14 protein-coding genes are annotated in these 26,258 nt (G+C 50.7%); 7 read left to right on the top strand and 7 right to left on the bottom strand.

Going from position 1 to position 26,258, the window contains the following annotated elements; all coding sequences use genetic code 11:
- The first annotated feature begins 68 nt into the window (after nucleotides 1-68).
- A complete protein-coding gene (locus AC4BBN_RS00125) occupies nucleotides 69-3,158 on the top strand; it encodes a type I restriction endonuclease subunit R (protein ID WP_490589922.1) in 3,090 nt (1,029 codons plus the stop codon).
- A gap of 43 nt (nucleotides 3,159-3,201) precedes the next feature.
- Nucleotides 3,202-7,281: a PIN domain-containing protein gene (locus AC4BBN_RS00120; RefSeq protein ID WP_490589921.1), complete on the top strand. Its 4,080-nt coding sequence runs from the start codon at nucleotides 3,202-3,204 to the stop codon at nucleotides 7,279-7,281.
- A 163-nt stretch (nucleotides 7,282-7,444) separates the two neighbouring features.
- Here AC4BBN_RS00120 and AC4BBN_RS00115 read toward each other — a convergent pair whose 3' ends face one another.
- A complete protein-coding gene (locus tag AC4BBN_RS00115) occupies nucleotides 7,445-7,852 on the bottom strand; it encodes an H-NS histone family protein (protein WP_490589920.1) in 408 nt (135 codons plus the stop codon).
- 258 nt (nucleotides 7,853-8,110) lie between these two features.
- Here AC4BBN_RS00115 and AC4BBN_RS00110 point away from each other — a divergent pair, with 258 nt between their 5' ends.
- From AC4BBN_RS00110 to AC4BBN_RS00100, 3 genes are all read left to right on the top strand, one after another.
- Nucleotides 8,111-8,617: a hypothetical protein gene (locus AC4BBN_RS00110; RefSeq protein WP_490589919.1), complete on the top strand. Its 507-nt coding sequence runs from the start codon at nucleotides 8,111-8,113 to the stop codon at nucleotides 8,615-8,617.
- Between the two features lie 333 nt (nucleotides 8,618-8,950).
- A complete protein-coding gene (locus AC4BBN_RS00105) occupies nucleotides 8,951-15,547 on the top strand; it encodes a DUF3320 domain-containing protein (RefSeq protein ID WP_490589918.1) in 6,597 nt (2,198 codons plus the stop codon).
- 473 nt (nucleotides 15,548-16,020) lie between these two features.
- Nucleotides 16,021-19,173, top strand: a complete 3,153-nt coding sequence (locus tag AC4BBN_RS00100) for an SIR2 family protein (protein WP_490589917.1) — start codon at nucleotides 16,021-16,023, stop codon at nucleotides 19,171-19,173.
- A 298-nt stretch (nucleotides 19,174-19,471) separates the two neighbouring features.
- Here AC4BBN_RS00100 and AC4BBN_RS00095 read toward each other — a convergent pair whose 3' ends face one another.
- Together AC4BBN_RS00095 and AC4BBN_RS00090 are read right to left on the bottom strand one after the other, a co-directional pair.
- Nucleotides 19,472-20,962 carry a hypothetical protein gene (locus AC4BBN_RS00095; RefSeq protein ID WP_490589916.1) on the bottom strand — a complete coding sequence of 497 codons (1,491 nt, stop codon included), beginning with the start codon at nucleotides 20,960-20,962 and terminating at the stop codon, nucleotides 19,472-19,474.
- A gap of 301 nt (nucleotides 20,963-21,263) precedes the next feature.
- Entirely contained in the window at nucleotides 21,264-21,431 is a 168-nt protein-coding gene (locus tag AC4BBN_RS00090; RefSeq protein WP_490589915.1) for a hypothetical protein, read from the bottom strand.
- Between the two features lie 684 nt (nucleotides 21,432-22,115).
- Here AC4BBN_RS00090 and AC4BBN_RS00085 point away from each other — a divergent pair.
- Nucleotides 22,116-22,679, top strand: a complete 564-nt coding sequence (locus tag AC4BBN_RS00085; protein ID WP_490589914.1) for a hypothetical protein — start codon at nucleotides 22,116-22,118, stop codon at nucleotides 22,677-22,679.
- Between the two features lie 161 nt (nucleotides 22,680-22,840).
- Nucleotides 22,841-23,116, top strand: a complete 276-nt coding sequence (locus AC4BBN_RS00080) for a glycine zipper 2TM domain-containing protein (protein ID WP_490589913.1) — start codon at nucleotides 22,841-22,843, stop codon at nucleotides 23,114-23,116.
- Between the two features lie 112 nt (nucleotides 23,117-23,228).
- Here AC4BBN_RS00080 and AC4BBN_RS00075 read toward each other — a convergent pair whose 3' ends face one another.
- From AC4BBN_RS00075 to AC4BBN_RS00060, 4 genes are read right to left on the bottom strand one after another with little or no spacing between them, the layout of a single operon-like run.
- Nucleotides 23,229-24,119 carry a hypothetical protein gene (locus AC4BBN_RS00075; RefSeq protein ID WP_490589912.1) on the bottom strand — a complete coding sequence of 297 codons (891 nt, stop codon included), beginning with the start codon at nucleotides 24,117-24,119 and terminating at the stop codon, nucleotides 23,229-23,231.
- Nucleotides 24,120-24,121: 2 nt separating this feature from the next.
- Complete coding sequence (locus tag AC4BBN_RS00070) at nucleotides 24,122-24,670, bottom strand: HAD domain-containing protein (RefSeq protein WP_490589911.1); 549 nt, start codon at nucleotides 24,668-24,670, stop codon at nucleotides 24,122-24,124.
- The gene (locus AC4BBN_RS00065; RefSeq protein WP_490589910.1) at nucleotides 24,667-25,338 is read right to left on the bottom strand and encodes a hypothetical protein; all 672 of its coding nucleotides are present in this window, start codon (nucleotides 25,336-25,338) and stop codon (nucleotides 24,667-24,669) included. The genes AC4BBN_RS00070 and AC4BBN_RS00065 overlap by 4 nt, the downstream gene beginning before the upstream one ends.
- A gap of 36 nt (nucleotides 25,339-25,374) precedes the next feature.
- A complete protein-coding gene (locus tag AC4BBN_RS00060) occupies nucleotides 25,375-25,875 on the bottom strand; it encodes an HAD domain-containing protein (protein ID WP_490589909.1) in 501 nt (166 codons plus the stop codon).
- Nucleotides 25,876-26,258 lie beyond the last annotated feature (383 nt).

Genomic DNA, 26,258 nt, shown 5'->3' with positions numbered 1-26,258 from the left:
CAAAAGTTACCGGATTGGAGCAGAAGGCTAAAGAACGTATCTAGAACTAAGAGCAAATAAGGGAGTCCATGCCAACAATAACAAACGTCCATACAGAGCGCGTCTTCGAAGATGAACTGTGCTCCAAGCTTGAAGCCAGCGGCTGGGCAATCAAGACTCACCCCAAGAGCGCGCCTTCGTATAACAAAGAGCTCGCCATCTACGCTGCTGACTTGTTGGCATTCATTCAAGAGACCCAGCCAATGGAGTGGGCCAAGTTCAAGCGTTGGCATAACGGACAGTCAGAGCAGATTTTTGTTAAGCGCGTTGCGAAGCAACTCGATACCCATGGTACGTTGCATGTGCTGCGCCACGGATTCAAAGACGTTGATGCAAAATTCTTTATGTGTGCCTTTAAGCCGGCTCACGGCAAGAATCCGAAGTTGGTTGAGCTCTATGCCAAGAACAAGTTAACAGCCATTCGGCAGCTTCACTACAGCCTAAATAACGAAAACAGCATTGACATCGTGTTGTTCGTAAATGGTCTGCCAGTCGCCACTCTTGAGTTGAAGACAGACCTCACCCAGAGCGTACGGGACGCTATCAATCAATACAAAAAAGACCGACAACCTAAGGACCCAAAGACGAAAGAGGTTGAGGCGCTGCTTCAGTTCAAGACCCGAGCATTGGTTCACTTTGCGGTATCGACGGACTTGGTTTTTATGACCACCAAGTTGGCCGGGGATGCAACATTCTTTCTGCCTTTCAATATTGGTAAGCCGGACGGTGTGGATTTGTTCAGCGCTGGTGCAGGTAACCCACCTGCTCCGGCAGGTAAGGGCTACCCGACGTATTACCTGTGGGAGTTTGTCCTGAATCCTGATAACTGGCTTGAAATCTTAGGTGAATTTATGCACCTGGAGGTCAAAGAAGTTGAAGTTTTGGGCAAACGGGTAACTAAAGAGTCCATCATTTTTCCGCGGTTCCATCAACTGGTTGCCGTCAAAGAGCTTTTGACCTACTCGGCGATTGAAGGCCCGGGACATAGCTACCTGATTCAACACTCAGCTGGTTCAGGTAAGTCGAATTCCATTGCTTGGGCGGCCCATCGGCTATCCAATGTTCATACGGCGGCCGGCAAAAAGGTATTCGACTGCGTCGTCGTGGTCACTGACCGCCGTGTCTTGGACAAGCAGCTCCAGGAAACCATTAGCCAGTTTGAGCACAAATCTGGTGTGGTCCAGGTCATCAGTGAGAACAGCGCCCAGCTAGCCAAGGCGCTCAATGATGGGGTGCCCATCATCGTCACAACCTTGCAGAAATTCGGGTTCATCCTGGACCAAGTGGGCAACATTGGTAATCGCAGCTTCGCGCTCATTATTGATGAGGCCCATTCCAGCCAGTCTGGTTCCGCTGCCACCAAGCTTCGCAAGGCTTTGACCAAGGGAAAGCCTCATCCAACGGCTGTTGAATTCATTGATGGCGTGGAAGTTTCAGTACAGGCCGAGGTTGAGGTTGATGCCGACGATTTGACGGCTGAGGACGTCATTAACGCGGTGGTCGAAGGTCGTAAGCGTCCTGATAACGTGAGCTATTTTGCCTTCACCGCCACACCAAAGAACAAGACATTGGAGCTTTTTGGTCGGAAAGATGAGGATGGAAAACCCATTCCGTTCCATGTTTACTCCATGCGCCAAGCCATTGAAGAGGAGTTCATTCTCGATGTGCTTAAGCATTACACGAGCTATGCAACCTTTTACAACCTGGGGGCCTTGGCAAATGAGAAGCTAGTGCCTCAGAAGAAGGCTAAGCAAGCCTTGGCCCAATTCGCGAAGCTACATGCTCACAACATCAGCCAGAAGGTTGTTGTCATTGTGGAGCACTTTCGCGAGCATGTTGCAGCCAAGATTGGTGGAAAAGCGAAGGCCATGTTGGTGACAGACAGCCGAAAAGCTGCTGTACGTTACAAACTGGCTATCGATAAGTACATTCGAGACCAAAAGTACCACGATTTAAAGACCTTGGTGGCATTCTCTGGCTCTGTCGATGACCAAGAATCGGGCTCAAGCGATTTCACCGAGGTGAACATGAACTCCATCAAAGGGCAGGAGCCCTCCGAGGCGTTCAAGCAGGACGAGTACCGCATTCTCCTGGTAGCCAACAAGTATCAGGTCGGATTTGACCAGCCTTTGCTGCACACCATGTACGTTGATAAGCGTTTGTCGGGTGTTTTGGCAGTCCAGACGCTCTCCCGCCTGAACCGTATGTACCCGGGTAAGGAGGATACTTTTGTCCTGGACTTCGTCAACAAGCCGGATGAAATCCTCAAAAGCTTTCAGCCTTACTACCGTACTGCACAGCTCGAAGATGTCACAGACCCTAACCTTGTCCACGAGCTGCTGACAAAACTCAATCGAGCCGGTGTGTATTTCTGGAGTGAGGTAGAAACCTTTGCTGAAGCCTTCTTCAACCCCAAAGTTAAAACGCAAGGTGCCTTGCATGGGGTGTTGAAGCCGGCGTTTGACCGTTACGACGACCTGGACGAAGAGGAGCAGCAGTTATTCCGCAAGGATTTGACATCCTTTATCCGGTTGTATGAATTCCTGTCGCAAATCATTCCTTACGCTGACCCAGAACTGGAGAAGCTGTTTGTCTTTGGCAAGAATTTGGCACCTAGGCTCGCGGAGCATGGTCGAAAAGAGCAACTCTCCTTAGACTCAGATGTTCGCCTTACCCATTACCGTTTGCAGAAGCTTGGTGAGCAAAAGCTTGACCTTGAGGCTGCTGAAGTCGTCAAACTGAACGGTATCAGTGCGGTCGGTACTGGTGCGGCTCCTGAGGATGAGCGTAAAGAACTACGAGAAATCGTCTCAAAGATGAACGACCTGTTTGCTGGGGACATCACCGAGTCTGACTTCTTGGGCGCTGTTACGACTTGGCAAGGGCGCCTCATGACCAGCGACAAGTTGGCGGACCAGGCCAAGAACAACTCTGAAGAGCAGTTCGCGATGGGCGACTTTAAAGACGCTTTCATGGACGTCGTCATAGAGGCGCAAGACTCCCATAACAACATTGCGGACCAGCTACTTAAAGATGAGCGCATCCTGGGGGTCATGCAAAAGATGCTGGCAAAGATGGTCTGGAAGGGGTTTCAGCAGGGCGCCACTGGTGCGCCTTGACTTTGCATTGCGCCTGGTATCAATTAATGTGGGAGCAGATTAGTTGCATTTCATTCCGTTAGAAATTACACCTCCGAAGAATGAGGCCGACTTCGAACGCATGTGTGTTCAGGTCTATGGTGTGGTCTTCAAAGACCCGATGCCAAAGACAAATGGACGAAGTGGTCAGGCACAGAATGGTGTGGACATTTTCGTGAAGGACCCGTCATTGGGTCGAGTTGGTATTCAATGCAAAAAATATACTCTTAAACCGGTGAAGTGGAAGGATGTAACAGATGAGGTTGACAAAGCTGACGAGGGTCGAGTTGCAATAAAGAAGCTGATTCTTGCGACGACAGCAGTGAATGATGCTGTACTTCTTAGACAAGTACAGGCACTGTCGGATGAACGCGAAGCGAATGATTTTTTCCCAGTTGAGATTGAGTTTTGGGGCGACATTTGCAATCACATTGACCGTTACCCCTTTCTGCAAGATAGTTACTCGCCAAACTCACCGGGTGCGTCCTTTCATAGAACTGATGTCAAGCTCAGCTCAATACAACAAATCAGTCTTGAGACCCACGCCGCAGTTGTAAACCTGAGCCTACTTCCCGGTGGACGGGATGACTCTGTAAACAGACTAATTACAACGCAACTTGACCATACAAACGTCCTGCTGAAGGCTGGACGTTATAGAGATGCTTTAGACCACTTGGCTGTAGTTGGGGTCGACATGCTTCCTTTCGACAACCACCAAAAAGCAAGATGGCATTTACAAAAAGGGCTTGGCCAGTGGTTGAGCCATGATGCCGTCGGAGAATCTGCAGACCATTTCCTTAAGGCATTTTCCTTGTATCCGAATGATGAGCGGATGGCAGCAGCTAATGTTCGCGGACTAATGTTCAAGGGGGACTTAGCATCGGCTTTCGATGCGGGCAAAGCTGCAGTAGAACGATTTCCCACCTCCGACCAAGTTTGGTATGCTTATTCCAATGTGACGTTAATGCAGGGCACGTCAATTCAAATGGCTGATGTTCCCCTGCACTTGAAAACTGAACCGGACGCTCTTCAGTTTGTTGCGCAAGTTGAACTCAAATCGGGAAACCTTGATGAAGCAATTCGTCTGAGCCAACTTGCTGCTTCGGATGCAAATGCTGGTTTCTTTGTTCGAGCTACTGCGCTTCGGGTTGCCGTCGATTGCAGTTCACGTCTTCCACCTGGTGCCATGAATGGGGTTTTGCCAGAGCGGGAAAAGAAGGCATTACTTTTTGCCATTAATTTATTTGAGCCTAGGCACGAACGGCTGTGGGCTGTGCAATCTGCGTCGACAAATGAGGCTGCATCCCATTTAGGTTATGCGCTTTTAATGTTGGCGCGATATTCAGATGCGCTTAAATTAGTCAAAGACGCGGAAGCAAATCGCTTTGAGTCAAGAGCACTCTTGCGTGTTCAAGTCATCGCTCTTTCAGAGCTTGGGGATAATGAAACTGTTCAGGCATTGGCCCAGGCGCGCAGTGCTGAACTCGACCCAGAAGCTGTAGCGATTGCTGGTCAAGTTGCTGCAAACTGCGGAAATATGACGCTGTTAAAGAGACTTTCAGAAGTGGCCGCAGTGCTGGTGCCTCCCAACCCAGACGCGGTAGAGCTGATTGCAGCTTTTCATTGGGAGGCCCTTGAACGAGCTGAGCAACGAACTTTGGCCGTTAGTGAAGTGCTCAAGGCTAAGCTAGAACTCTCAGGTGGATTGATTTCATGTTGTGTTGGTGGTCGAGTCCTTAATCGTGCAGGGCTTGCGTTAGATGCTCACGCCGTTGTTTTGAGGGCGCAGAGCCTCATAACGGACGAAAGTAATTTTGGCGACAAGCTTATGCTTGCCGAGTTGCTGTTCAGCGTTGACCAATGGAGTCAGGCTGCCGACCTGTATGAGGGTCTACTTATAGCGGGGACTCTATCCGAGCTGCACAACCGATTGCTATCCTGCTATGTATGGTCGCGGAATCGAAGGAAGGCGAAGGAACTAATTGGGCGGCTACCAGGGGGGTGGCACGAAAATGACGTCACTCGGCGGCTGGCGATAGAGCTTGGACAACAGGCCGGGGATTGGGCGTTCTTAAAGCCGTTGATGTCTGCCCAAGTCATTAAGCATCCGAACCAAGCCGGAAGCTGGCTTTTCAAGCTTAGCGTGAGTCTTCATTCGAGTAGCCCGGCTCAGTTTCAAGCTGACCTTAGAGAGGTTCCAAAAACCCTTGAAGGGCCGATTAAGCTGGTGGTACAACTAGCGAGGCTGGAGTTGCGGTACGGGGAGCTCGAGCGCGGTATGCATCGGCTTTATCGCATGGTCCGTACAAATCTGGATGAACCAGAGGCTTTATCTGCGTACTTTATTTCGATTATGGGTGCCTCTCGTTCTTTACCAATGATGGAGGCATCTCTTGTAAGTGTTTCAGATGGTAATTCCATATCACTTTCCGATGAATTTGGTCGGCTACTTGAAATTGTGATTGACCCGCTGGACGTTGGCAACTTACCAAAACGAGATGGCTACAGTGACAAGGCCTCACCAATTGCCAAGGCGCTTATTGGAGCGAAAGTGGGGGATTCTGTAAAAATCCCCATGGCATTTGGTGACCCAGCAGAGTACGTGGTTAATTCGATTCAATCGGCATATCTTCGGCTACTGCAAGTTGTAATGGAGCGGGCCAATTCAATTGGTGGGTTACCGCACATGAAGGCGGTCCCTATCGGGACCACTGGAAATGCCGAAAAAGACTTGGCGTTTATGAAGGCGGAGGTCTTACGAACTTCGTCAATTTCGAAGGAAATATTTGAACATTATGCCAAGGGGCATCTGACCCTAGGGATGTTCGCAAAATTACAAGGTAAAACGCCGGTGGAGGTCGCAATAGGCTGGCCTTTAGAAGGACCGCCGCTTTTTGTGGCAAATGGGACTGAGGAAGAGCGGACACGTGCCTTTGAGTTATTACATCGGCCTGATGCCTTTTATGTCATTGACTCATTAACTATTGCTGAGTTGGTTAATTTCGGACTCACTGAGATTCTGATAGCACTGCCGCGAGTTCTTGTTTCGCCCGTAACTAAGGTGTTGTTGGAGGAACGGCTGAGAGCGGCTGAGGGTGACAGAAGTGTCGCCACAACTATGGAGGTAATGGGGCAACTGACTATTGTTGAACATGGTGCTCAGTACCATCAGAAAAGAGTAGCTCTTTGCAAAGAGCTCCTAAGCTGCATTGAAACTTATTGTCATGTGCAACCTGCATATGGGGAGCTGGGCTTGCCCGTCGAACATGCTGCACTTGTCGATGTGTTGGAAGACGAGGAAGTTGAGGTGTTGATGCTGGCAAAGAGCCAGGGTGCTACAGTTCTGTCATTGGACGGACGGTACAGAGCCCTTCTCGAGAGTTTTGCAAATGTGCCTGGTATTTGGCCGCAGGCTTTGCTTATGCATTGTGGCCAGCAAGGGCTACTTGAAGCTTCTTCAGTGAGTAGAGCTACTATCCGGCATTTTTTGAATAATCGAACCTTTGTTTGCGTGAATTCTGGTGATTTAGTTTGGATGGTTCTTCAAGGTGGAGGATTTCTTCAGCAGGGAATGCAGAGATTTAAGAGGTACCTAGGCTCAAGTGATGCGGAATTCTTGTCAACTGCCACGGTTGCATTTGAGTTTCTTGCAAAAATTGCTGATTTGAGGATTCACTTAGGGGCTTTTGGCGAGCTGTTTGAACATGTTGTTGAGGCAGCTTTGCGACATCCGCATTGCCCTCCGAACTTCATTCGTAATATAGCCGAGTTCGTTGAGGGCCTATCGGGTGACCTCAATATTGCGGAGCAGCTGTATCGTCCAGCGGATATGCCGCGAATCGAGCGAATAAGTATGCAGCGGCGATATCTTGCCGAGCGGATGCGAAAGGCACGGGCTAGCGCATCGAGGCCTGAAGTCATGCGCCCAATCGCCGTCCGTACGCTTTTTTGTAGCACCATTCCTTGGATAGTGGAGGACCTTGGCAATAAGAGGGAAGCGATTTCAGCCAAGAATTATGCTAAGGGCGATGGAATGGATTCGACGGAGTTAATCGAGGACATATTCGAGAAGCCTAGTGCGTATTTAGTTTCTCCATCAAGTTGAGCGCATTAATCCGATATTACATGGCCAAAATACCGAATTCAAAGTGACTGTGGAATCAGGGTTTTTTAGTTTAACCCGACAGAATAACTACATCAGCATGACTCATTTGCACTTTGAATTGGTTTTTTCGGTATTGCCTTGTGCTATTCAAGTACTGTGACGATTAGGACTTGACTAGAAAATCTTCGGCTGTCTTGCCGCTCTCCAGTGCCACTATGAACCAGCCTGGGCGCTTGCCATGTCCAGTCCAAGTCTTTCCCGTCTCATCTCGGTATTTAATAACACTCACTTTTTTTTCTTTCTTTGCTGCCATCTTGTTCAAGGGACCCGCCGCACTGCCCTTGCGCTTGCTCGGAGAGATTGCACCTACCTTGGTTTCGAAAAGGTCCGCAGGTGTCAGGCCGTAGAACTCAATTGCTGTTCGAATACGTTCAATGACACCTCCGACTTCCTTCGCTTTTATGACCGCAGCCTCTTTCTGAAGTTTTTCAATTTGACGATGAATGCTGAGCAGATTTTTTGCCATATAGGTCTCTGAAGTTAAGGTGTTGTACATAAAAATAGGGTTCATGGAAATTTCATCATCCCCGCGCTTACTTCAATTTAGGTCAAATTTTTGTTGATGAAGCGTTCGGTTTAGTAATAGAAGCACACGCTCTAGAGTGTAATAAAATTCTTTCAAACTGCATCAGTGCTAACGACTGAAGACCAGAAATGTGGCATTCGAGCTAACTTGGCTAGTCATTGTGACGGCTACTTTGGGCAACTGGCTTGCATTTGGTTATGCAGTGCGATGTGGGTTCACTGCTTACTGTGCCATGATATCTAAATGAAGCTGCACTTTTTCCTATCTATCAGCCTCCTGAGCTTCGTCACTGCATGCAGTAGTCCGCCAGCCCTCCATGAGCTACCAAGTCCTTTAACTGCGGCGCATCAGCAAGTAGTGCCGGTGGAAGCCTTAAATCCTGACGTACAACAAAGTACGATTCAACAAACTATTTGCGTTGCAGGCTACACCGCTTCGGTTCGGCCATCAACTACATACACAAATGGCGTGAAATTCAAGTTATTACGGGAGAAGGAACTTCCCATTTCTGCGGCGAGCGAGTTTGAGCTAGACCATCGCATTCCGCTTGCATTGGGCGGGCATCCTCGGAATCTTCAGAACCTAATGCTTCAGCCGTGGGAGGGGAAAGATGGGGCAAAAGTTAAAGACCGACTTGAACGGCGCCTCCAGCAGTTGGTCTGCACAGCAAAGCTGCAACTTGAGGATGCCCGACGAGCGATTTACATGGATTGGCAAGGTGCGTACCGCACCTATATCCAAGACAAATAGCGTCGGCATGGAAGAAATCCGGTAAATCCGGACCCTAAACTAAAGTTGGATGGCCAACAGTTTGGGACAGCTATGGCGCTCGCTCCATATAGTCAGACTTACCCCTCTCTAGGCCGCTCCAAGCCATATAGGGCCGATTCTTGGTGTTTACGGCATTTACTGCGTAAGCGTTCCTAGTATGGCAGGCGCCCAGGCAAGGCATCTCCACACTATGTGCGATGCGTGCAGCAATATTTTGTGACACACTCATCCGATGCTCCGACCAAGGGGGGAGGACGCGCATTTTTTGCAGGGCGAAGCACCTTGGTGGTCATTCGTTCGCCAAGGACCCAGATGGACGAAATCATTCAGCTACCGGTAGATGCGCAGCCTGTAGCTCCTCCCGCCACTATCGATATTGAAGCCACGTTTGCCGCAAGGCTGAATTTGGCCGACTATCAAAACGCCGTCCCAGTTTTAAGAGAGCTTGCGGTCGTCAACAACCTCAACACTGACCTCAAAGAGCTGGACCTGGTTATCTCGTCGGAACCTGCGTTCTTGCGGCCAAAGACTTGGCACATCGACGCTGTTGGGGCGGGACAGACAGTTCGGCTGTCCAGCCTTGACGTGGTCCTCGACGGCACACACTTGACGCGGCTCACCGAGGCTGAAAAGGCCGTCGTCAGCTTGTCGCTTCGTTCCCGTTCAGCGCCTGAAACCGAGCTGGCTAAGAACGATGTATCGGTTGAGCTGTTACCCCGCAATCAATGGGGCGGACTATCGTCCATGCCCGATATGGTCGCGGCATTCGTTCAACCGAACGAACCCTATATCGACCGTTTGCTGAAGCAGGCAGCGGACATCCTGCGGAAGGCCGGAAAGGATGCGTCTCTGAATGGATACCAAGGTGGAGCGAAGCGGGCTTGGGAATTGACATCCGCTATCTGGAGCGCCGTCGGCGCCATGGGGATTGACTATGCGCTTCCACCAGCGAGTTTCGAACTAAAGGGACAGAAGGTACGCAGTCCTGGACAGATTGCGGAGTCCGGGTTAGCCACATGCCTGGATATGACGCTGCTGTTCTGTGCCGCGCTGGAGCAAACTGGACTCAACCCCATCATGGTCTTCACGCAAGGACACGTGTTTGCCGGCGTTTGGCTCAAAAAAGAAGAATTTAGTACATCGGTTGTGGACGATGTCACTGCGATTCGGAAACGGGTCAAGCTCAAGGAGTTGGTCCTTTTCGAGACGACTTTGGCGACGAGTCGCCCACTACCCGCATTCAGCCACGCGTCCGAACGCGCCAATTTCCAGATAGCCGAAGAGCAAGAGCAATCGTTTGAGCTGGCGGTAGATATCCGACGTGCCCGCTTGCAACGCATAAAACCCTTGGCCAGTGCCGATGCGGTTGTACCTAACGCAGGAGGCGGTGCTGGCGAGACGGCTATCGCCGAACCTGTCTTCGAGGATGCGCCAGACCTACCAGACGCTCCTGACGAGGGAAGTGACGAACGACCTGATGAGCGCCCAGAAGACCGGCTTAGCCGTTGGCAGCGCAAGTTGCTGGACCTGTCCCTGCGGAACAACCTGCTGAGCTTTAAGGGTGTCAAAAAGGCCATAAAGCTCGATGCACCGGACCCTTCCGCGCTGGAGGACATGCTTGCCGATGGTACCGCCATCAAGCTGCTTGCACGGCCTGATTTGATGGACGGAAATGACCAACGCAGCCTCGCCATTTATGAGGAGCGTGTGCGGGAGGATGTACGACGGGAACATGCACGTGATGCACTGAGTCGCAAGGAAGTCTTTGTGAGTCTTCCCCAGGAGGATATGGAGACGCGTCTGGTTGAGCTCTATCGCACTGCACGTTCCACCCTCCAGGAAACCGGTTCGAACTCGCTTTTCTTGGCTGTTGGTTTCTTGTCGTGGACCCGTGATGCCTCCGACACGAAGCGCTACCGGGCTCCGCTTATCCTGGTGCCGGTAACCTTGGACCGCCGGAGCGTACGTTCCGGTTTCAGCCTCAAATTGCATGATGACGAGCCCAGGTTCAATCCGACGCTCATCGAAATGCTGCGCCAAGATTTCAACCTTGAATTGGGCATCATTGACGGCGACATGCCAAAGGACGAAAAAGGGCTAGACGTTAAAGGTATTTGGTCCCAGGTCTCCAACGCCATCAAAGATGTGAAGGGTTGGGACGTGGTCGAAGACGTGGTGCTCTCAACGTTCTCATTTGCCAAGTACTTAATGTGGAAAGACCTGACCGAGCGTACCGACCAACTGAAGCTTAACCCGGTCGTCAGGCACCTGATAGAAACACCTCGGGAGCCGTATATCAGCACGGTGTCCTTTGCCAATCCCAAATCGCTGGACACCGAACTGCCTCCGCAGGAAATGTTTTGCCCCCTGCCTGCGGACTCGTCGCAATTGGCGGCGGTAGTTGCCGCCAGTCGGGGTAAAGATTTCGTTTTGATTGGGCCGCCCGGCACCGGGAAGAGCCAAACGATTTCCAACCTTATCGCGCAATGCCTTGCGGAAGGCAAAAGGATACTTTTTGTCTCTGAAAAGATGGCCGCACTGGACGTGGTTTACCGACGTCTCAAAGATGTTGGTTTAGGTGACTTTTGCCTTGAGCTTCATTCCAGCAAGGCGAGCAAGGCAGAAGTCTTGGCGCAACTGAAGCGCTCATGGGAAGCAACAGGTGGGATGGACCCTGAAGAGTGGAGGGCCCAAGCCGAACGACTCGGGACCCTCCGCAATGGTCTGAATCGCTACGTTGAACGCCTACATCATCGGTATCCAAATGGTTTAAGTGCCTATGACGCTATCGGACGGGTTGTCTCCGGTTCCGAGGTTCCACAGCTTGGATTGTCTTGGCCGTCAGCAAGGTCACACGACTTACAAAAGCTGTCCTCGCTTAGGGAGACCGCAGAACGACTGGACTTGAATGCCCACGCCGTAGGGGGCAGCCTTGTCGCGCACCCGATGGGCGATATCGTCCATACCGATTGGTCGCCAACGTGGCAGGCAGGCCTCCTGCAAGCCGCCAGGCAGGTGATTCCTGCTTCTGATGAGGTTGGACGGGCGGCGGAGTCCTACTTGGGCACTACTGGGCTCCCGGCGTTGGCTTTAGACAAACGGGTGCGTGGCGGGATTGCCGTACTTTGCCGAACACTGCCCCAGGCCCATGGGCGCGATTGGCGATTTGCGCTGGCACCCGACGTAAGAGGGACCATGGATGGAATCCAGCGTGGGATTGGTTTAGTAAGTGCATACAGGGCAGCGCATAGTGCACTTCCTACTGTGTGGGCGCACAAGACTTCGCAGGCGCTGACCGCGGGCCTCGATTTGGTGAGACGCGCCCGTGAGCTACGCGCCCAACTTGATGCAGCTTGGCATCCTTCGCTCTGTGGAGAGCTTGCCCAGGCAATCGAGCTTGTGGAGAAGTACCGGGAATGCAAGGCTGGTCTCTCGGTGAAGTACACCGACGGCCCCCTCCCGTTCGATGTATTGAAACTGCAACGTGATTGGCAGCTAGCCGTGAAAGCAATTTGGCCTGCAGGTTGGTTCAAGCGCCGAGGGTTGGTTCAGCAACTCCGACTGGCGGTCGTCGAGGGAACCAACATCGATGCCGCAGAGGACATCCGACGACTCATCCGGCTCAAGGGCCTTAATGTGGATATCCAGGCTAAAGCTAGCCTGCATGTCACCGCTGAACCGGTCTGGAGCGGCCTTGAGTCAGATGTGGATGCAGTGCGGGCTGCTATTGCTTACCAAACCGCGCTGGCCGGTTTGCTTGCCAACAGTGAATGGGAGGATGTCGGACTTCAGCTAGTGGCAGACGGTAAATGCGGAGAAAACTTCAAAGCTAACCTTGCCAGGATGCGTGAACTCCGAGTCATCGACCTGGAACTCAGCAAGCTAAGCTCGTTGACGCATGAGTCGGATGGCGTTTGGCGCACTTACGATACGGATTTAGATGCCGCATCAGCCGCAGTCGCTTACCAAGGTGCCTTGGCCGCATGTAGGGAGGAGCAGACGTGGCGGGATGATGGTTTTGAGCCGGTTTCAGAGGGACGTTGCGGTGCACACGCCGTAGCAGGTCTTCAGTCCATGCGGGAAATGCGTCGTCTGGTCGGTGAGATTCAGCAGCTTTCCCCTCTGTCTGGGAAAACCAATGGACTGTGGAATGGAACAAAGACCGATTTGGTAGAAGCAGAGGCTGCGATTAAATTCCAATCCATGCTGGCAGCGGCCATCGGCTCGATGGCCGCAGATGCAGAAGCCTTGGTTTCCATTAAAGGACCCATTGACCGTCTGCTTGGCGACGGGAATATGCTTTTAGATGCGGCAGGGCCCATCGTTGCTGCGGGCCAGCGCTTTCTAGCCGGGCTACAGTCTTTTGATAGCACTTTGGAGCAGTATGGTCAGGCGAGCGGTCATACCGAGGCTGGGACCCTGGTCGAAGGCACGGTATTCAGCGTCGCAGAAAAGGCCCAGGACCTGCTTCAACATGCGGGGAAAATTCATGCATGGTGTGCCTGGCAGAAGATTCGGGTCCAAGCTGTATCTCAAGGACTGGCTCCACTGGTTGCTGCTCTCGAACAGGGCGGTATTGCCCTAGGTACCGTTAAAGCGGTTTTCAATACCGAATACTGCCGCTGGTGGCTCAACTCCACTGTTGACAGCGATGAGGTTCTGCGCATGTTCGTATCCGCCGAGCATGAAAAACGCATCCGCGATTTCCAGGAGCTGGACAACCACTTCACCGAGTTGACTCAGAAATGGGTCCGGGCCAAGCTTTGTGCGGATTTGCCGTCCCAGAATGATGTGAGCAGGAACGGGGAATGGGGTGTGTTGAGGCACGAGATGCACAAGAAGAGAAACCATCTACCGCTTCGGACGCTGATGGTTAACTCACCATCAGCCATTACGAAGCTCGCACCGTGCCTGTTGATGAGTCCACTGTCGATTGCGCAGTATCTGCCCAGCGATACCAATAATTTTGATGTTGTGGTTTTTGACGAGGCGTCACAGATTCCTGTTTGGGACGCAATTGGAGCCATCGCCCGTGCGAAACAGGTTGTCATGGTGGGCGACCCTAAGCAGTTACCTCCGACAAGTTTCTTCGACCGTGCCGAAAGTGATGCTGACGACGCGGATATTGAAGCAGACCTTGAAAGTATCTTGGACGAATGTATGGGGGCGAACCTTCCTACTATCGACCTTTCTTGGCACTACCGCAGCCGGCATGAAAGCCTCATCGCATTCTCGAACCACCGTTACTACGGTGGTGGCCTGGTCACATTCCCGTCCCCGGTGACGGAAGACACGGCTGTTAGCTTCCACCATGTCAAAAAGGGTGTTTACGAAAAGGGTGGCGCACGGACGAACAAGCCCGAGGCGATGGCGCTGGTGGCACACCTGGTTGCGCAGCTAAGGGCACCGGCATTCCGGGCTTCCGGTAAAACAGCCGGCGTCGTCACGTTCAACTCTGAGCAGCAGCGGTTGATTGAAGATTTGTTAGACGAAGAACGGCGTAAAGACCCCTTGCTAGAGTCTCACTTTGCTGAATCGCTTCTCGAACCAGTGTTCGTTAAGAACCTGGAAAGTGTGCAGGGTGACGAGCGGGATGTGATGTATTTTTCGCTTACGTATGGCCCAAATGTCAGCGGCGTGGTGTCGATGAACTTCGGCCCCATGAATAAACAGGGCGGTGAACGGCGTCTGAATGTGGCCATAACGCGCGCCCGCCAAGAGCTGTGTGTGTTCTCCAGCTTGCTGCCAGAACACCTCGACCTGTCCCGGACGCAAGCTGAAGGGGTACGTGACTTGAAGCACTTCATGGAGTTTGCCCAGCGTGGCGCTCGTGCCTTAGGTGAAGCAATTGCCGGGAGCGTCGGAGACTTCGAAAGTCCGTTTGAGGAACAGGTTTCGGCCGTGCTGGCACGAAAGGGCTGGAGACTCCAGCCTCAGGTCGGTGTTTCATCCTTCCGAATAGACCTGGGTGTTGTCGACGAAGACTTCCCTGGCAATTATCTTGCCGGTATCGAATGTGATGGAGCGACCTATCACAGCTCGGCGACCGCACGCGACCGCGACAAGTTGCGCGAACAGGTCCTCCGAGGGCTCGGCTGGAATATTGTCCGCATATGGTCAACGGACTGGTGGATAGACGCGGCTGGAACTGCTGAGAAAGTCGACACTCAGCTCCGGGCCTTGCAAGCTGACAGAAGGGCTGTCCGTGCAGAACTGGCGCAAACTGAAGCGGAGAGTGCAGCAGACGCGGCGCAGGTACTTGCGAAAATTACGCCGGCCCCTGATTTAAGTGTCCCGATTGAAGTTCTACCACCAGCGGTTACGGACGAGCCCGAGATTCTTGAACCATCGATGTATGCCAAACAGTTTGTTATGGAAGAGATACCGACGGCCACGCCTGAGAGTTCTGCGATTCCGGACGCTCTGCCGGATGCCAATGCTTTCTTTGAACCGCATTACGACGGAGTGCTTTTAAGCATGATTGACGAAGTCGTTCGCCTCGAAAGCCCTGTCCTCGATGCAGCACTGGCTCGGCGTATCGCGCGAATGCATGGTTGGCTTCGCACAGGGGCCCGTATCCATGAGCGCGTTGTACAACTAGCCTCCCGCCAGCACACTCAAACGACAGAGGACGTAGGCTCGTTCTTTTGGCACAGTACCGGCGCTGATGCAACGATGATTACTTTCCGGAAGCCTCAGAGTGGAACTACCAGGGTTGTTGAGGAGATTGCCATGCAGGAGCTTGTCGCATTGGCTAGGGGGCACATACCGGTTGCCACTGATGTAGAGGCTGGTATCACTGCTATGTGTAAATCGCTTGGTTTGCAACGTGCAAGAACTGCTAGTCGGGAGCGTCTATTGGTGGCATGGCGGGCAGCTGCTAGCTCAGCTAATAACGAATTGAACTAGCCAATAGTCGCTTTCGATATGGATAACAGGTAGCCAACGGAAATCTGCCAATAATGGATATTCGAGCTGCCTGCCTGCCAGTGGCCCATATCGTGAGCATGACTCGCCAAGTATGGGTCTCAAATCTACAGAAAAATTCGGGTCACATAGCCCTCTACAAACGGAAAAACAATACTCATGGATTTCGCGCTGGCGAGCATTATATGGCTTGGGCTCTAATGGCCGCAATACGCGAAATCATCATGTACTTCCACAGTTTACAAAAAGAAACCCTCATTGAGCGTGTTGCGTTGTTCGCCCATTCCTGCGTTCCATTAGGTTAGGGCATGACACCATACTTGTCATTTCCAATAGCTTCTGCAATCGTAAAGCGTTGTCGAATCGACGTTTGACTATATGAAAACCGCTAGATATTTCTAAGTTCTTTACTCCTGAAAATTCTCCTCTACTAAAAAAATACTATTGGAATAGTTATGAACAATGAATTAAGCGCGCCTATTAAGTCGGCGATTGAGGCAGGTAATGCAATTCTTTTTTTAGGAGCAGCTGCATCGTACGATGCTCTAGTGAATGGAGTTAAAACTCGAATTACGGCAGATAAGGTCAAAGATGTTTTATCCGATAATTTTCTCGGTGGAAAGCACAAAGACCGCTCACTTATGGTTGTGGCCGATTACTCTCGAAGTGAGGCTTCTTTACCTAGAGTTCAGGCACTAATTCGCGAAACATTCGTCGGCTTGAAAGCTTCAGACTTTCATCTCATTGTTCCTCGTTTTCGCTGGAAAGCGATTGTTACAACAAACTATGATTTAGTAATTGAAAATGCTTATGCCCGAGCCGAAGATAGACTCCAGGAGCTAAATCCCGTCACAAAAGACGGCGACGAATTAGAACAGGCATTGAAAGGGCAAAATGCTTTGCCGTATTTAAAATTACATGGATGCATTAAGAATCATAACGATACAGCCGTACCTATTGTATTAGACTCTAACGAATATGCAAAATTCAGGCGTGGTCGTGAACATCTCGTAAAGACTTTTATTGAGTGGGCTCAGAATAGCCCCATAATTTTTTGTGGATATAGTCTTTCAGATGAAAATATAAAAGAAATATTGTTCGACATAGGCGATGGCAGCCAGCATCGAGATAGATACCTTTATGTTAGCCCAACTTTTAGCAGTATTGAAGAGCGTTATTGGCAAGAGCGCAGAATTACACCGTACGCGGCTTCATTTGAAGGTTTCTTAAAGTCTATAGATTTGGAGATTTCGAGGGACAATAGAAAAATTGCCGCCGCTTTTTCAACTGGTGAAAGCTCACTCTCCAAGTGGATTCCATCGCATAGAAAGCCATCTGACGCACTGAGGCAATATTTAGAAGAAGAACTTCAACATGTTTTGCCAAATATTGAGGCAAATTCCGCAGTAAATCCAAAGTATTTTTATAATGGTCTTGATAATACATTTGGACCAATTTATGAAAATTTGGATATACGCCGAGGGCTTGAAAAAGAAATTATAGAAAATGCTGTTATCGACACATTGTCAAGCACTTTGCCGAAACTTTTTATATTGGCTGGCTATGCTGGGTGTGGAAAATCAGTACTTTCGAGACGCCTAGCGTTGGAGACCACATTACTGCTGGATGCACCGTTGGCAGTTTACCTCCGGGAGGGCTCCATTCTAAGACCTGATTTGTTAGTCGAACTACAGAGTCTTGTTGAATCACGTTTATACGTTTTCATTGACGATATTCTTTCGCATGAAGCTATACTCGGTGATACATTAAATTTTCTAAAACAGGATAATTCTAAAATAACCTTAATTGCAAGTGCTAGAACCAACGAATTGCACATTTACGGAGATGGATTCAAAGCGCACATTAATAAAACTTTTGAACTCCACGACCTAGATAAAAAAGAAGCAGAGCAACTGATTGAAAAATTATCGGAAGTAAAAATTCTAGGCCCAATGGAAAGCTATTCTTCAGAGGAAAGAAAAGTCTTCGTTGAAAAATTCTTTGAGCAACAGTTATTGGTTGCCCTTCATGAGATTACTTTTGGAAATTCGTTTGAAAATATTTTAACTAGCGAGTTTGAGCAAATCTTACCCAGAGAAGCTCAACAAATCTATTTGGATATTTGCACTCTTCATCAATGTGGTGTGGGCGTTCGGGCAGGTCTTGTCTCCCGAATTAGTGGAATCCCAATCGCCAACCTAAATGAATTTCTGACGAAATCTTTGGCGAGAGTCGTTCGGTCAAATTTTGAAACAAGATATCGCGATTATGTTTATCAAAGTAGACATAGTGAAATTGCGAAAATGGTATTCTCTCAAGTAATAACTGACCCAGCAGTAAGAGCTTCACAGCTTACTCGAATGATATCAAAGCTAGACTTGAATTACAGTAGCGATAACAAGGCATTTTTTGAGCTTGTGCGGGGGCGAAAGCTAGCTGAGCTGTTTCAAAGCAAAATTTTTGCTGTTTCTGTATTAGATGCGGCTGAAGAAGCTGCTGGGCCACTGGGGTATCTTGCTCACCAGCGCGCGATTCTTGAAATTAGACACGCAGAAGGTAATTTCGATGCCGCAGGAAATTATTTGAGAATGGCTGAGCGTGCCAACAGGGAAAGTGGTCACAGTGACAATAGCTTGCAACACACAAAAGCTGTGTTGCTGCGGAAACGTGCAAATCTATCGAATTCAAGCACAGAGCGAGAGAGATATCGAGGAGACGCATTAGCCATTTTAAAAAACCAAGTACGAATTGGTCAAAATTCTCATGCAGACCATTTGCATGGACAGCTACTTTTAGACGAGCTTAAAGATTCTTTTGCCGAAAAATCGTTACCATTAGGGTCTGTCGAAGGTGACTCAAAAGACCAAGCAATAGTCCGAAAAATCTCGGAACTTTCTAAAGCTATATTGACGGGCTTGCAACGTGACCCCACAAGCCAACCCATGACTTTATTACGGTCTGATTTTTTAAATAAAATTGGAAATCAACCTCAGGCAATTCAAGTACTACAGAAATTTAGTAAGGCCAATCCAGGGAGCTCAAATATTGAAACTGTACTAGCCGAGGCCCTTGCATCGAGCGGGAACATTCCGGATGCAATTCAAGTTTTACACACCGCACTTCTTCATTCTGCAAATGATAAAGGCGCAAATTTGGCTTTGGCAAAGTTGCTTATCAGGCAAAATGAAATTCAAAATGCGACGACAGCGCTTACCCACCTACGGCGGAGTTTTTCCGATGGCGATAGCAATTACGAAGCGAGATTTTATTTCGCTAAAATGAATATTCTATATGGAGATAAGGCTCGTGGGATGTCAGAGTTTTCTGAATTTCGCAGAATTCATATGGATGTCTCAGATAAACCTCGTGCTCATGTTTGTGAGGCTAATGGCGCCAGAAAAAAATTTAGAGGAATAGTAACCAATAAAGATTCATCCTTTGGATTTATAAGGTGTCCGGAGTTGAGGTTTGATACTTATTTTCGGATGCAGAGTATGCCCGCGAGCGATTGGAGCTCATCATCAAAAGGGCAGGAGGTTATCTTCGAACTAGCCTTTACTTTCAAAGGGCCGGTAGCGACTTCCGTCAGCACAGTTGGCTATCTGTAGGCTGCGCTCCGGAATTTTCAATGGTCCTATGTGGAGCCCCCTAAGTCTGCATTAGTCAATGCTCAGACATCGGACAGAAATCGTCTAGCTTGGAGCTAGGCTGCCTGACAACAAACGTCTTATGCGAACGTCGAAGAAGTGAGATTTCCCGTGAGGTCGAGACTGGCTCCGAAAAATCAACCGAGAAACTTCGTCGCTGCCAAGATGCGTGCTCCGAGCGACTTATCGTCACTAGCTGGTCGGAAAGCGCGAAACGAAGTTTTGTCGTTTTGACTCCTTCTTTGGACGTTTCTTCGCCTTAGTTTGCAACGTAGGTCGCAGGATACCGGCGACCTTCACTTGAGAATCCTGCATTCTGCAAAGCAGCAAGGACAGGGTCTTCCGATGCTGACGGAACCAAAAATCTTTTTTGGTCGGGGTCTTTGAGGGCAAATTCGGGCGACAGTCGTAGCTTTAACCCCAAATAGCGGGCGCAATAGTTGCGCGCCAAATTTCCCGCACCGCCCAGGAGCCCGCAGGACTGCCGTTGAGGACGCAATGCAAGGTCGGGCGGCAGTATTGAGCTAAGCCGCAGAAATGGGTGAGCTCCCTCGACCAATGGAAATACGAAGATGGTCGGCCATTCAGCAGGGTTCTCTCCGGTCCACTTGTGATTCGAGAAAATCCACTCACCGCCTTTCATTTGTGCGCACTTGTTAGTTGCGAACCAAGCGGCTGTCAGATGGGCGCTAGTTATGTCCAGGTATGCGGACGGCGCCCCGTACTGCTGAAGCATCAATCCGCGTTGAAACGTCGTCAGCCCAACGTCGGGGAGTGCGTGGCGATTTCGTTCAGAGAAGTTGCTGTGCAAGTGGTTGGTTTCTGGCAAAAGGGCCTGTGCGGCGTCAACCCATTCGGACAACTCAAGAAGCAATTCGTCATAACTGGTGATTGTTTCAAGATGCTCGTCGTACCGACGATACAGCGACGGTGTGAAGTCTGATTCGGGAACGTTGGAATAGGGTGTCAAGCCGAGCTTTAGGAGGCCGTCACGATTTGGAGTTTGATAGTCTCTTGATTGACCGCGAAACCATAGTTCGAGGTTGGGCACCTTCTTCGACGCCTGTGTGAGTTCGGAAACAATCTCTTCAAGGTGCGATTGCGAGCGAACAAGAATCTCGGGGGCAATGCTTCTCTCCCAGTCGCTGCGAGCAGGAGGCAGGAGCCCGTTGAATACATGTCTCGCCGAAAGTACGCCGCCAGAGAGCATGTTGTCGGCCCTTTTTGTCCATTGGTGGGTTTGCAGGTCGAGGGGCATTGAATTGAGCCTAGACTGCCAAAAGTCGATTGCGAAGCAGTGGTTGCCAAACGTTCCATCCTGGCGGATGAAAAAGCCAAAACCATATAGAGGGTCAAGTGCGTAGAGCGGAGCAGGGTTGTGCCACGCGGCGGCAGCGGCATCCGAGTGGGGCGAGTAGGCCGACAACATCCGAAGCGAGAGAAGTGAGAGCTTCGTTTTGGTGGCGTCAAGCCCTTGTCCACGTAGGCCAGGTAGCTTGGATAGTTCTGAGTTGATTCTCGATGGTGGTACCGGGTGAGGAGGCTCTAGGCTCAATGCTGTCTTCTCAAAAGCGTTGGATAGCCCGAAGTCTCGGATGACTTTCGCTATCTCCGTGAAGTACGAGGCCCTCATGGCTTGCTCTAGTTGAAGAGATGGATAGCGGCTTCTGGCTTCCTTGTTGCTCGACCGAGATGCTGCCGCGCGTAGAGCTTCTTTTATAGCTTCGGCCGACTTGTTAAGCACTTCCATTCAGGTTGTTTTTTCTCAGAAAATTACGGACACAAAGTTAAAGCCGAAACCTAGCAATCGTTCTGCAGATGCTTTTTCGGAACGCAATACGGATTGTCAGTTCCTAGCCGAAGGCAGTCGATTTCGAGCGTTGCCAAACATTTCTGCGCCTTCTACTGAAGCGGGGCAGCCCGGCAGATACGCTCTAAGAGTTGCACCATAGGGATGGCAACGGGAAACGGTTCAATTCGATAGCGCTCACAGATACGCTCAACCACCCACTTGTCCCAATACGCACCGTAGCCCTCGTCATCGAACCCTCTCAGGTCTTCCCGGTCGTCGAGGCCACAGCCGCGGAGTCAGACAGCGCAGATTCATCGGTCATCAACGCCCAAGGCAGGCCAAGAATTTCGCCCAAAAAGCTATCAGCCAAATCCTTAAAGGCATCCATGTGGTCACTTGAAGCAAAGGTGACGGGTCTATCGCTCATCGGGAGCATTTTGCCGTGATTCGACCGACAAAACGCTCAGACGATTTGGCATTCCTTACCGCCCACTCTTGGCAGTATCTTGCCTCAGCGGTGGTTGTGTGCAAAAGAGTTATCCCCTGAGTAAGAAAACTGGAATTGCCTAAGTAATTGATTTATAACGATTTTTCCAAAACTTGGGGTGTAAGCACTTTTGGCATGTGTAAAAGAGTTGTTTCCCGGCTTTTTGCACGTTTTCGTCAAGTGTGTAAAAGAGTTCTTCCAAAGAAAACTGCTGACCTAAAAAACGGGTTTAACGGCAGAAACGGGAGGGCCGGGCTAGGGTGTCGAGCTAATCCTGCCAGCTTGGCGAGGGTGCGCTGGGGGCGTGCGGGGGCGCCGTAGGCGGAGGTGAGCGGTTTGGCCGGTATGCCGCTGGTGGAGCGGTTTTGGCAGACATCTTGGGGATTCCGGCAAATGGCCAGGTGGGCGGCCAGCACCGTTCTGCACGGATTTGCTTTGTGTGTAAAAGAGTTGTTCCCTTGAGCGTTTTCTAGAGCTGAAGCGCGGGGACTCCAGTCCAGAGTTTGTAAAGGCAACTCGAGCCGGATGGCCTAAGGTATCAAACAATGCGCTGAGTTAAGATTAAACGAAACGGGTTCTCTAGCAAGAATCCTTAACACCTGCCCCTTTAGAAAACATCTTTGAATGCCTGATTATAACGCTCGCCTTTTGTTGGCCATTAAACAAACGCAGGCAATTGGACTCAGTACTGAGAACTTCCAGGTTGAGGAAACGCTGCCGGTAAAGAGCGTCGTAGAGTACGTGGATGATTTATTGGAAGCCGCTGAGGTCGAGTTCGGCACCCGGTACGAAGAAGGACTCGAGAATTTTGCGTTGCAGTGCTGTCTGGTGACCTTGAGAATGAAACCCCACGTCGAACGGATTTTGGGGCGGTCGGCCTTGTTGACTGTCGGGGGTGCTAGGGCGCATGGCACAGATGTATTCACAGTAGTGGAGCCGAGTATCCGCGCAATGTCTTCAACCGGAAACTACCACGTATGGCTAACATTGCCGTCGCTTGAAATCATCGATTTCACCCTGTTAGCTGGTCTTGCGCTGCAAAAAGGAGCACCCTCTAACAAAGCAAAACTGGTTGCTGGGCACCCCGAATCATTTGACGGATTCGGTTGGACCCCTTGGTGGGTTGGTAGTGCTATAGGGCGTCGCTTGCTCAAACCTTTTGAACATGCGCTCATAGATAGCAGCTAATTTTGGTGTCGATTTCAAAATTGCTCCCTGAGCCTCAAGGCTCTCGATTATTTCGTCGAAGGTCATTTCGTCGAATAAGCGGGGCGGTGGTTTTGTCGGAGTCATGTTCGCTTTGTTTGAGGGATAGTCCTCCGTATAGCGCATCACCTTAAATTCGATTTTTGGCGGGCGGCGTCAGCCATAGACCTGTCGTTCACCATTACTATCCGGTCCAGCACGCACAGGCGCAGTCCAATCAACAGTATCCCCAGGCACCCGTTTACCAGCAACCAGCACCGGTTGCGCAAAATCGCCCGCTTGGTATCGGCGTAGGCGCGGTACTTGGTGGATTGCTGGGTAACCAGGTGGGTGGCGGTAAAGGTAAGACCCTGGCAACCCTCGCTGGCGTTGTGGGTTGTGGCTACCTTGGTTATGAGGTTGCCAAGCGAAATCAATAGGGCTGTTGGTGCAGTCGGCAGGCGGCGTAGGTAGGTAAGTCCACTAGTTAAGCTGGAGGCAGTTTGGTGGCGAACGGTGGCTTGACTGAGCGCCATGCGCTTTCGCATACCTTTAAATCACAATTTTGGCTCCAATCACGCGCGGCGTTAAGCCCTTTGTGACGACGCATTCGACCTTCTGGCCGATTTCTAGCTTTTTCCAATGCACTCCATGCGTCGTAGCAGTGATGGCATATTGATTCCCGTCGTCTGCTTCAACACAGGCGTGCTTGAGTTCTGATGCTACCGTGATGACTGTCGCAACGACGGTTCCATAGTTGTCCAGCTGAGAATTTCCAGTGGGCATTGGACTGGAGAACCCAAAAACGGGAAACGAGCCTTCTAAAAAATCGTATATGTCTCCCGGCTTGTACGCATCGTCAACGATGGGCACGAAAGGGACAGTGGTACCTTCATATCGATGCTCGAACACTACCCGGGCTTCCGAGGGAAGTTCACTGGCACGGCAGTACTTCATTCCATTGAAATCATATATTTTTGGCTCAAGCTCGCGGGGCCATGGGGGCAAGTAAGTTTGTCCCGTCGCTTGGAAGCAGAGGCTGATTTGAGTCAACCTCCAAAGCCCAACAGGTACTGCGGGCACGGGGAAGTGCCGTCCGTCGTCTAGTATCAGTTGACCGCCAGTCAACACCAAATCCATACTAAAGAGCGGTGTTTCGTTCAATTGAACGTCGACTAAATAGTCAACTGCATTTTCTGGGCAAGGGCAATCGTTCCCTCGGTCAAGTGCGGCATTGATAGCACGTGACAGGAGCAATGCTGTTGGCTCCGACCACCGGGGATAGCCAGTGATTTCCGCCTGTGCAATTACTTGTTCTTGGAAGCCATACAGGCTGCAAGCGTACCGCCCGACTCGCATCCCTGAGACCCGCCCAACTTCACCCAGTACCGTGAGTATCGGGTTCCCTTCTGTAGCCACCGCATGAATCTCAATGTAGAGCACGGTTACCTTTTATGCGATGGCGGGGCGGACACTTTGCTGATTAGTGGTGATAGAGCGGCTCGAATGAATGGCAAATGACTTTGATTTAAGCCGATGTCCATCTTGCAGAAGACGACTCTTTGCTTGCGGTCGTGTACGGAGTTTTTTAGACCCGTACCGCTTAGTTCATCGTCGAGAATTAGGTACGGCTCGCCTCGGTGGTTTTCTAACAGCCACCGGTCGATTGCTTGACAGCGGGTTTCTCCCCTGTTCTGCGGTGCCTCCCAGGCATCGTGAAGACTTTTGCTCAGAACTTCAAGCGCAGTCTGCTTAAAAATGTATTCGAAGGAGTCGCGCAGCAGAAAGCGGAGCCAGCTTGTGGTGATTACGACCCGGGCATCATGTTCCGTAACTGCCTTTACCAACGTTTCGATAGCTGGTGGGTGAAAGAGTCGCTCCCATAGCTGCGGCGGTGGATTGGAAGAAATTACATCAAAGACACCAAAGTCGCCAGGTCGATTGAGAACTATCACCTCGTCGAAATCCAGCATGATGATAGGTCGCACGTTCATGGAGGAGCTTTACCTAGGAGCCCAGACACATCGTTTTCCCACAGTTCTTTGCACCTGCGCACAAGCTTAAATTCGTCAGTTGACTCGGATGCCGAGAACGCTCCAAATGGTCCTTCTGGCATCTCTGTCTCTTCCGCACTCTCCAACTCTCCTGCCGGATGCTTGGCTTCTAAATGGTCCTGGATTTGAGCGATTGAAATGGGATTGGATGTGGACCTTTGAACCTCATCGGCCGCGGCATGCTTGTCCCCTAGAACAACATTTGGACCAGCCGCAGAATCGGTGCCATATCGCTGAGCGGCACCTCTCATAAATACCGCCCACCGAAGCAAGTGCCATCGAACCTGGTCTTGTTCCTTCAAGCGGAAACCGCCCATGGCATATCGGTTTTGCAGGAACCACTGTGCAAAGCGAATTCTGCTGTGTGGCCACTTTAATCGGGCTCGCACAGCTTCCAGAACCTCGTCGGTGGGGTGTTCGTATTGGCTTGCGGCATCTGGGCCGAGAATCAACAGCGCGCTGATATACCCGGCGTCCCACAGGGCCCCTGCCCGCGAGAGAGGTGAATTTTCTGGGCGGGCGGCATCGCGCATCGCGAGTGTGCAGAGGGTACGCCATATGTCGACTACGGGACTTTCAGAGACGTTTTCAAAAGTGTTAGGTTTCATGGGTATTGGGCGTAAGTTCGTCTACTAAGAGGAAATTCATGCACACATTGCCTGCAGCTTGCAGGCAAGTTCAGCTTGAACTGATAGGGGGCTAAGTCCTTCGTGTGGGTCTGTCTGTATGAGGTTTTCAGAGCAGCAGTCCGGCCAGCTCTCGGCATCGTCATCGAGTGCCAGCCATGCCCTGGGTTTGCGTAGACAGACGTCGCGCCATACTTGATTTCCACGCCCAAGGTCGATGAGCAAGTCCTTATTCATGCCACTGTGGAATGTTCCTCCGATGACCCTCACACGGAGGCCTGGCGAGAGCTTTTTTGCTGTGCCTGCATAGCCAAAGTGCCACTGCCACGCGGTACTCAACACAATTCGTACATCGGGGTATGGAAGCAAGAGCGTTTCGAGCAGAGCGGAGTGCTGAAAGAGGGTGTAACCGTCTGGTGCGGGGAAGCGGATGCCCTTCGACGGGTGCCGCCACACCCGTTCGTGATGCAGAACTCCATCAAAGTCAAGATACAGCAAACGACCATTCGCTCCTTTCACGTTTTCACCATGGGAGCAACTCTCTTGCTTACCACTAACTCTTTGGAGCTAGTTCGAGAGCTATCTGTCATAAGGCTCTTTCATTCAGTAGGGTCAAGATAGCGGGCAAGTTCACCTTGTTTATTTATGGCGACTTTTATAAACAAGTCGAAGTTCCTGAACCTTCTCCGTGGCCGGAGGGGAGTCGTTTGCACTGGTAATAAAACTTTTCCCATTCGCAAGCTGAAAGAGAAAGAGGTCATTAGCATCCGATTGATAAGCGCTTGATACCTCGTCAAAGACGGTTGAATCAGTATTTCTAGTCGGCTGGTGCATGCATACAAGGACCTTCGACCAGGTACTGGACGGGCGTCCCGTAAGCAATAGGTCCGCGATGTGTATGG

It is taken from the genome of Rhodoferax sp. SPJ21, from assembly GCF_058216335.1.
This window is presented reverse-complemented; position numbering and strand designations above follow the sequence as displayed.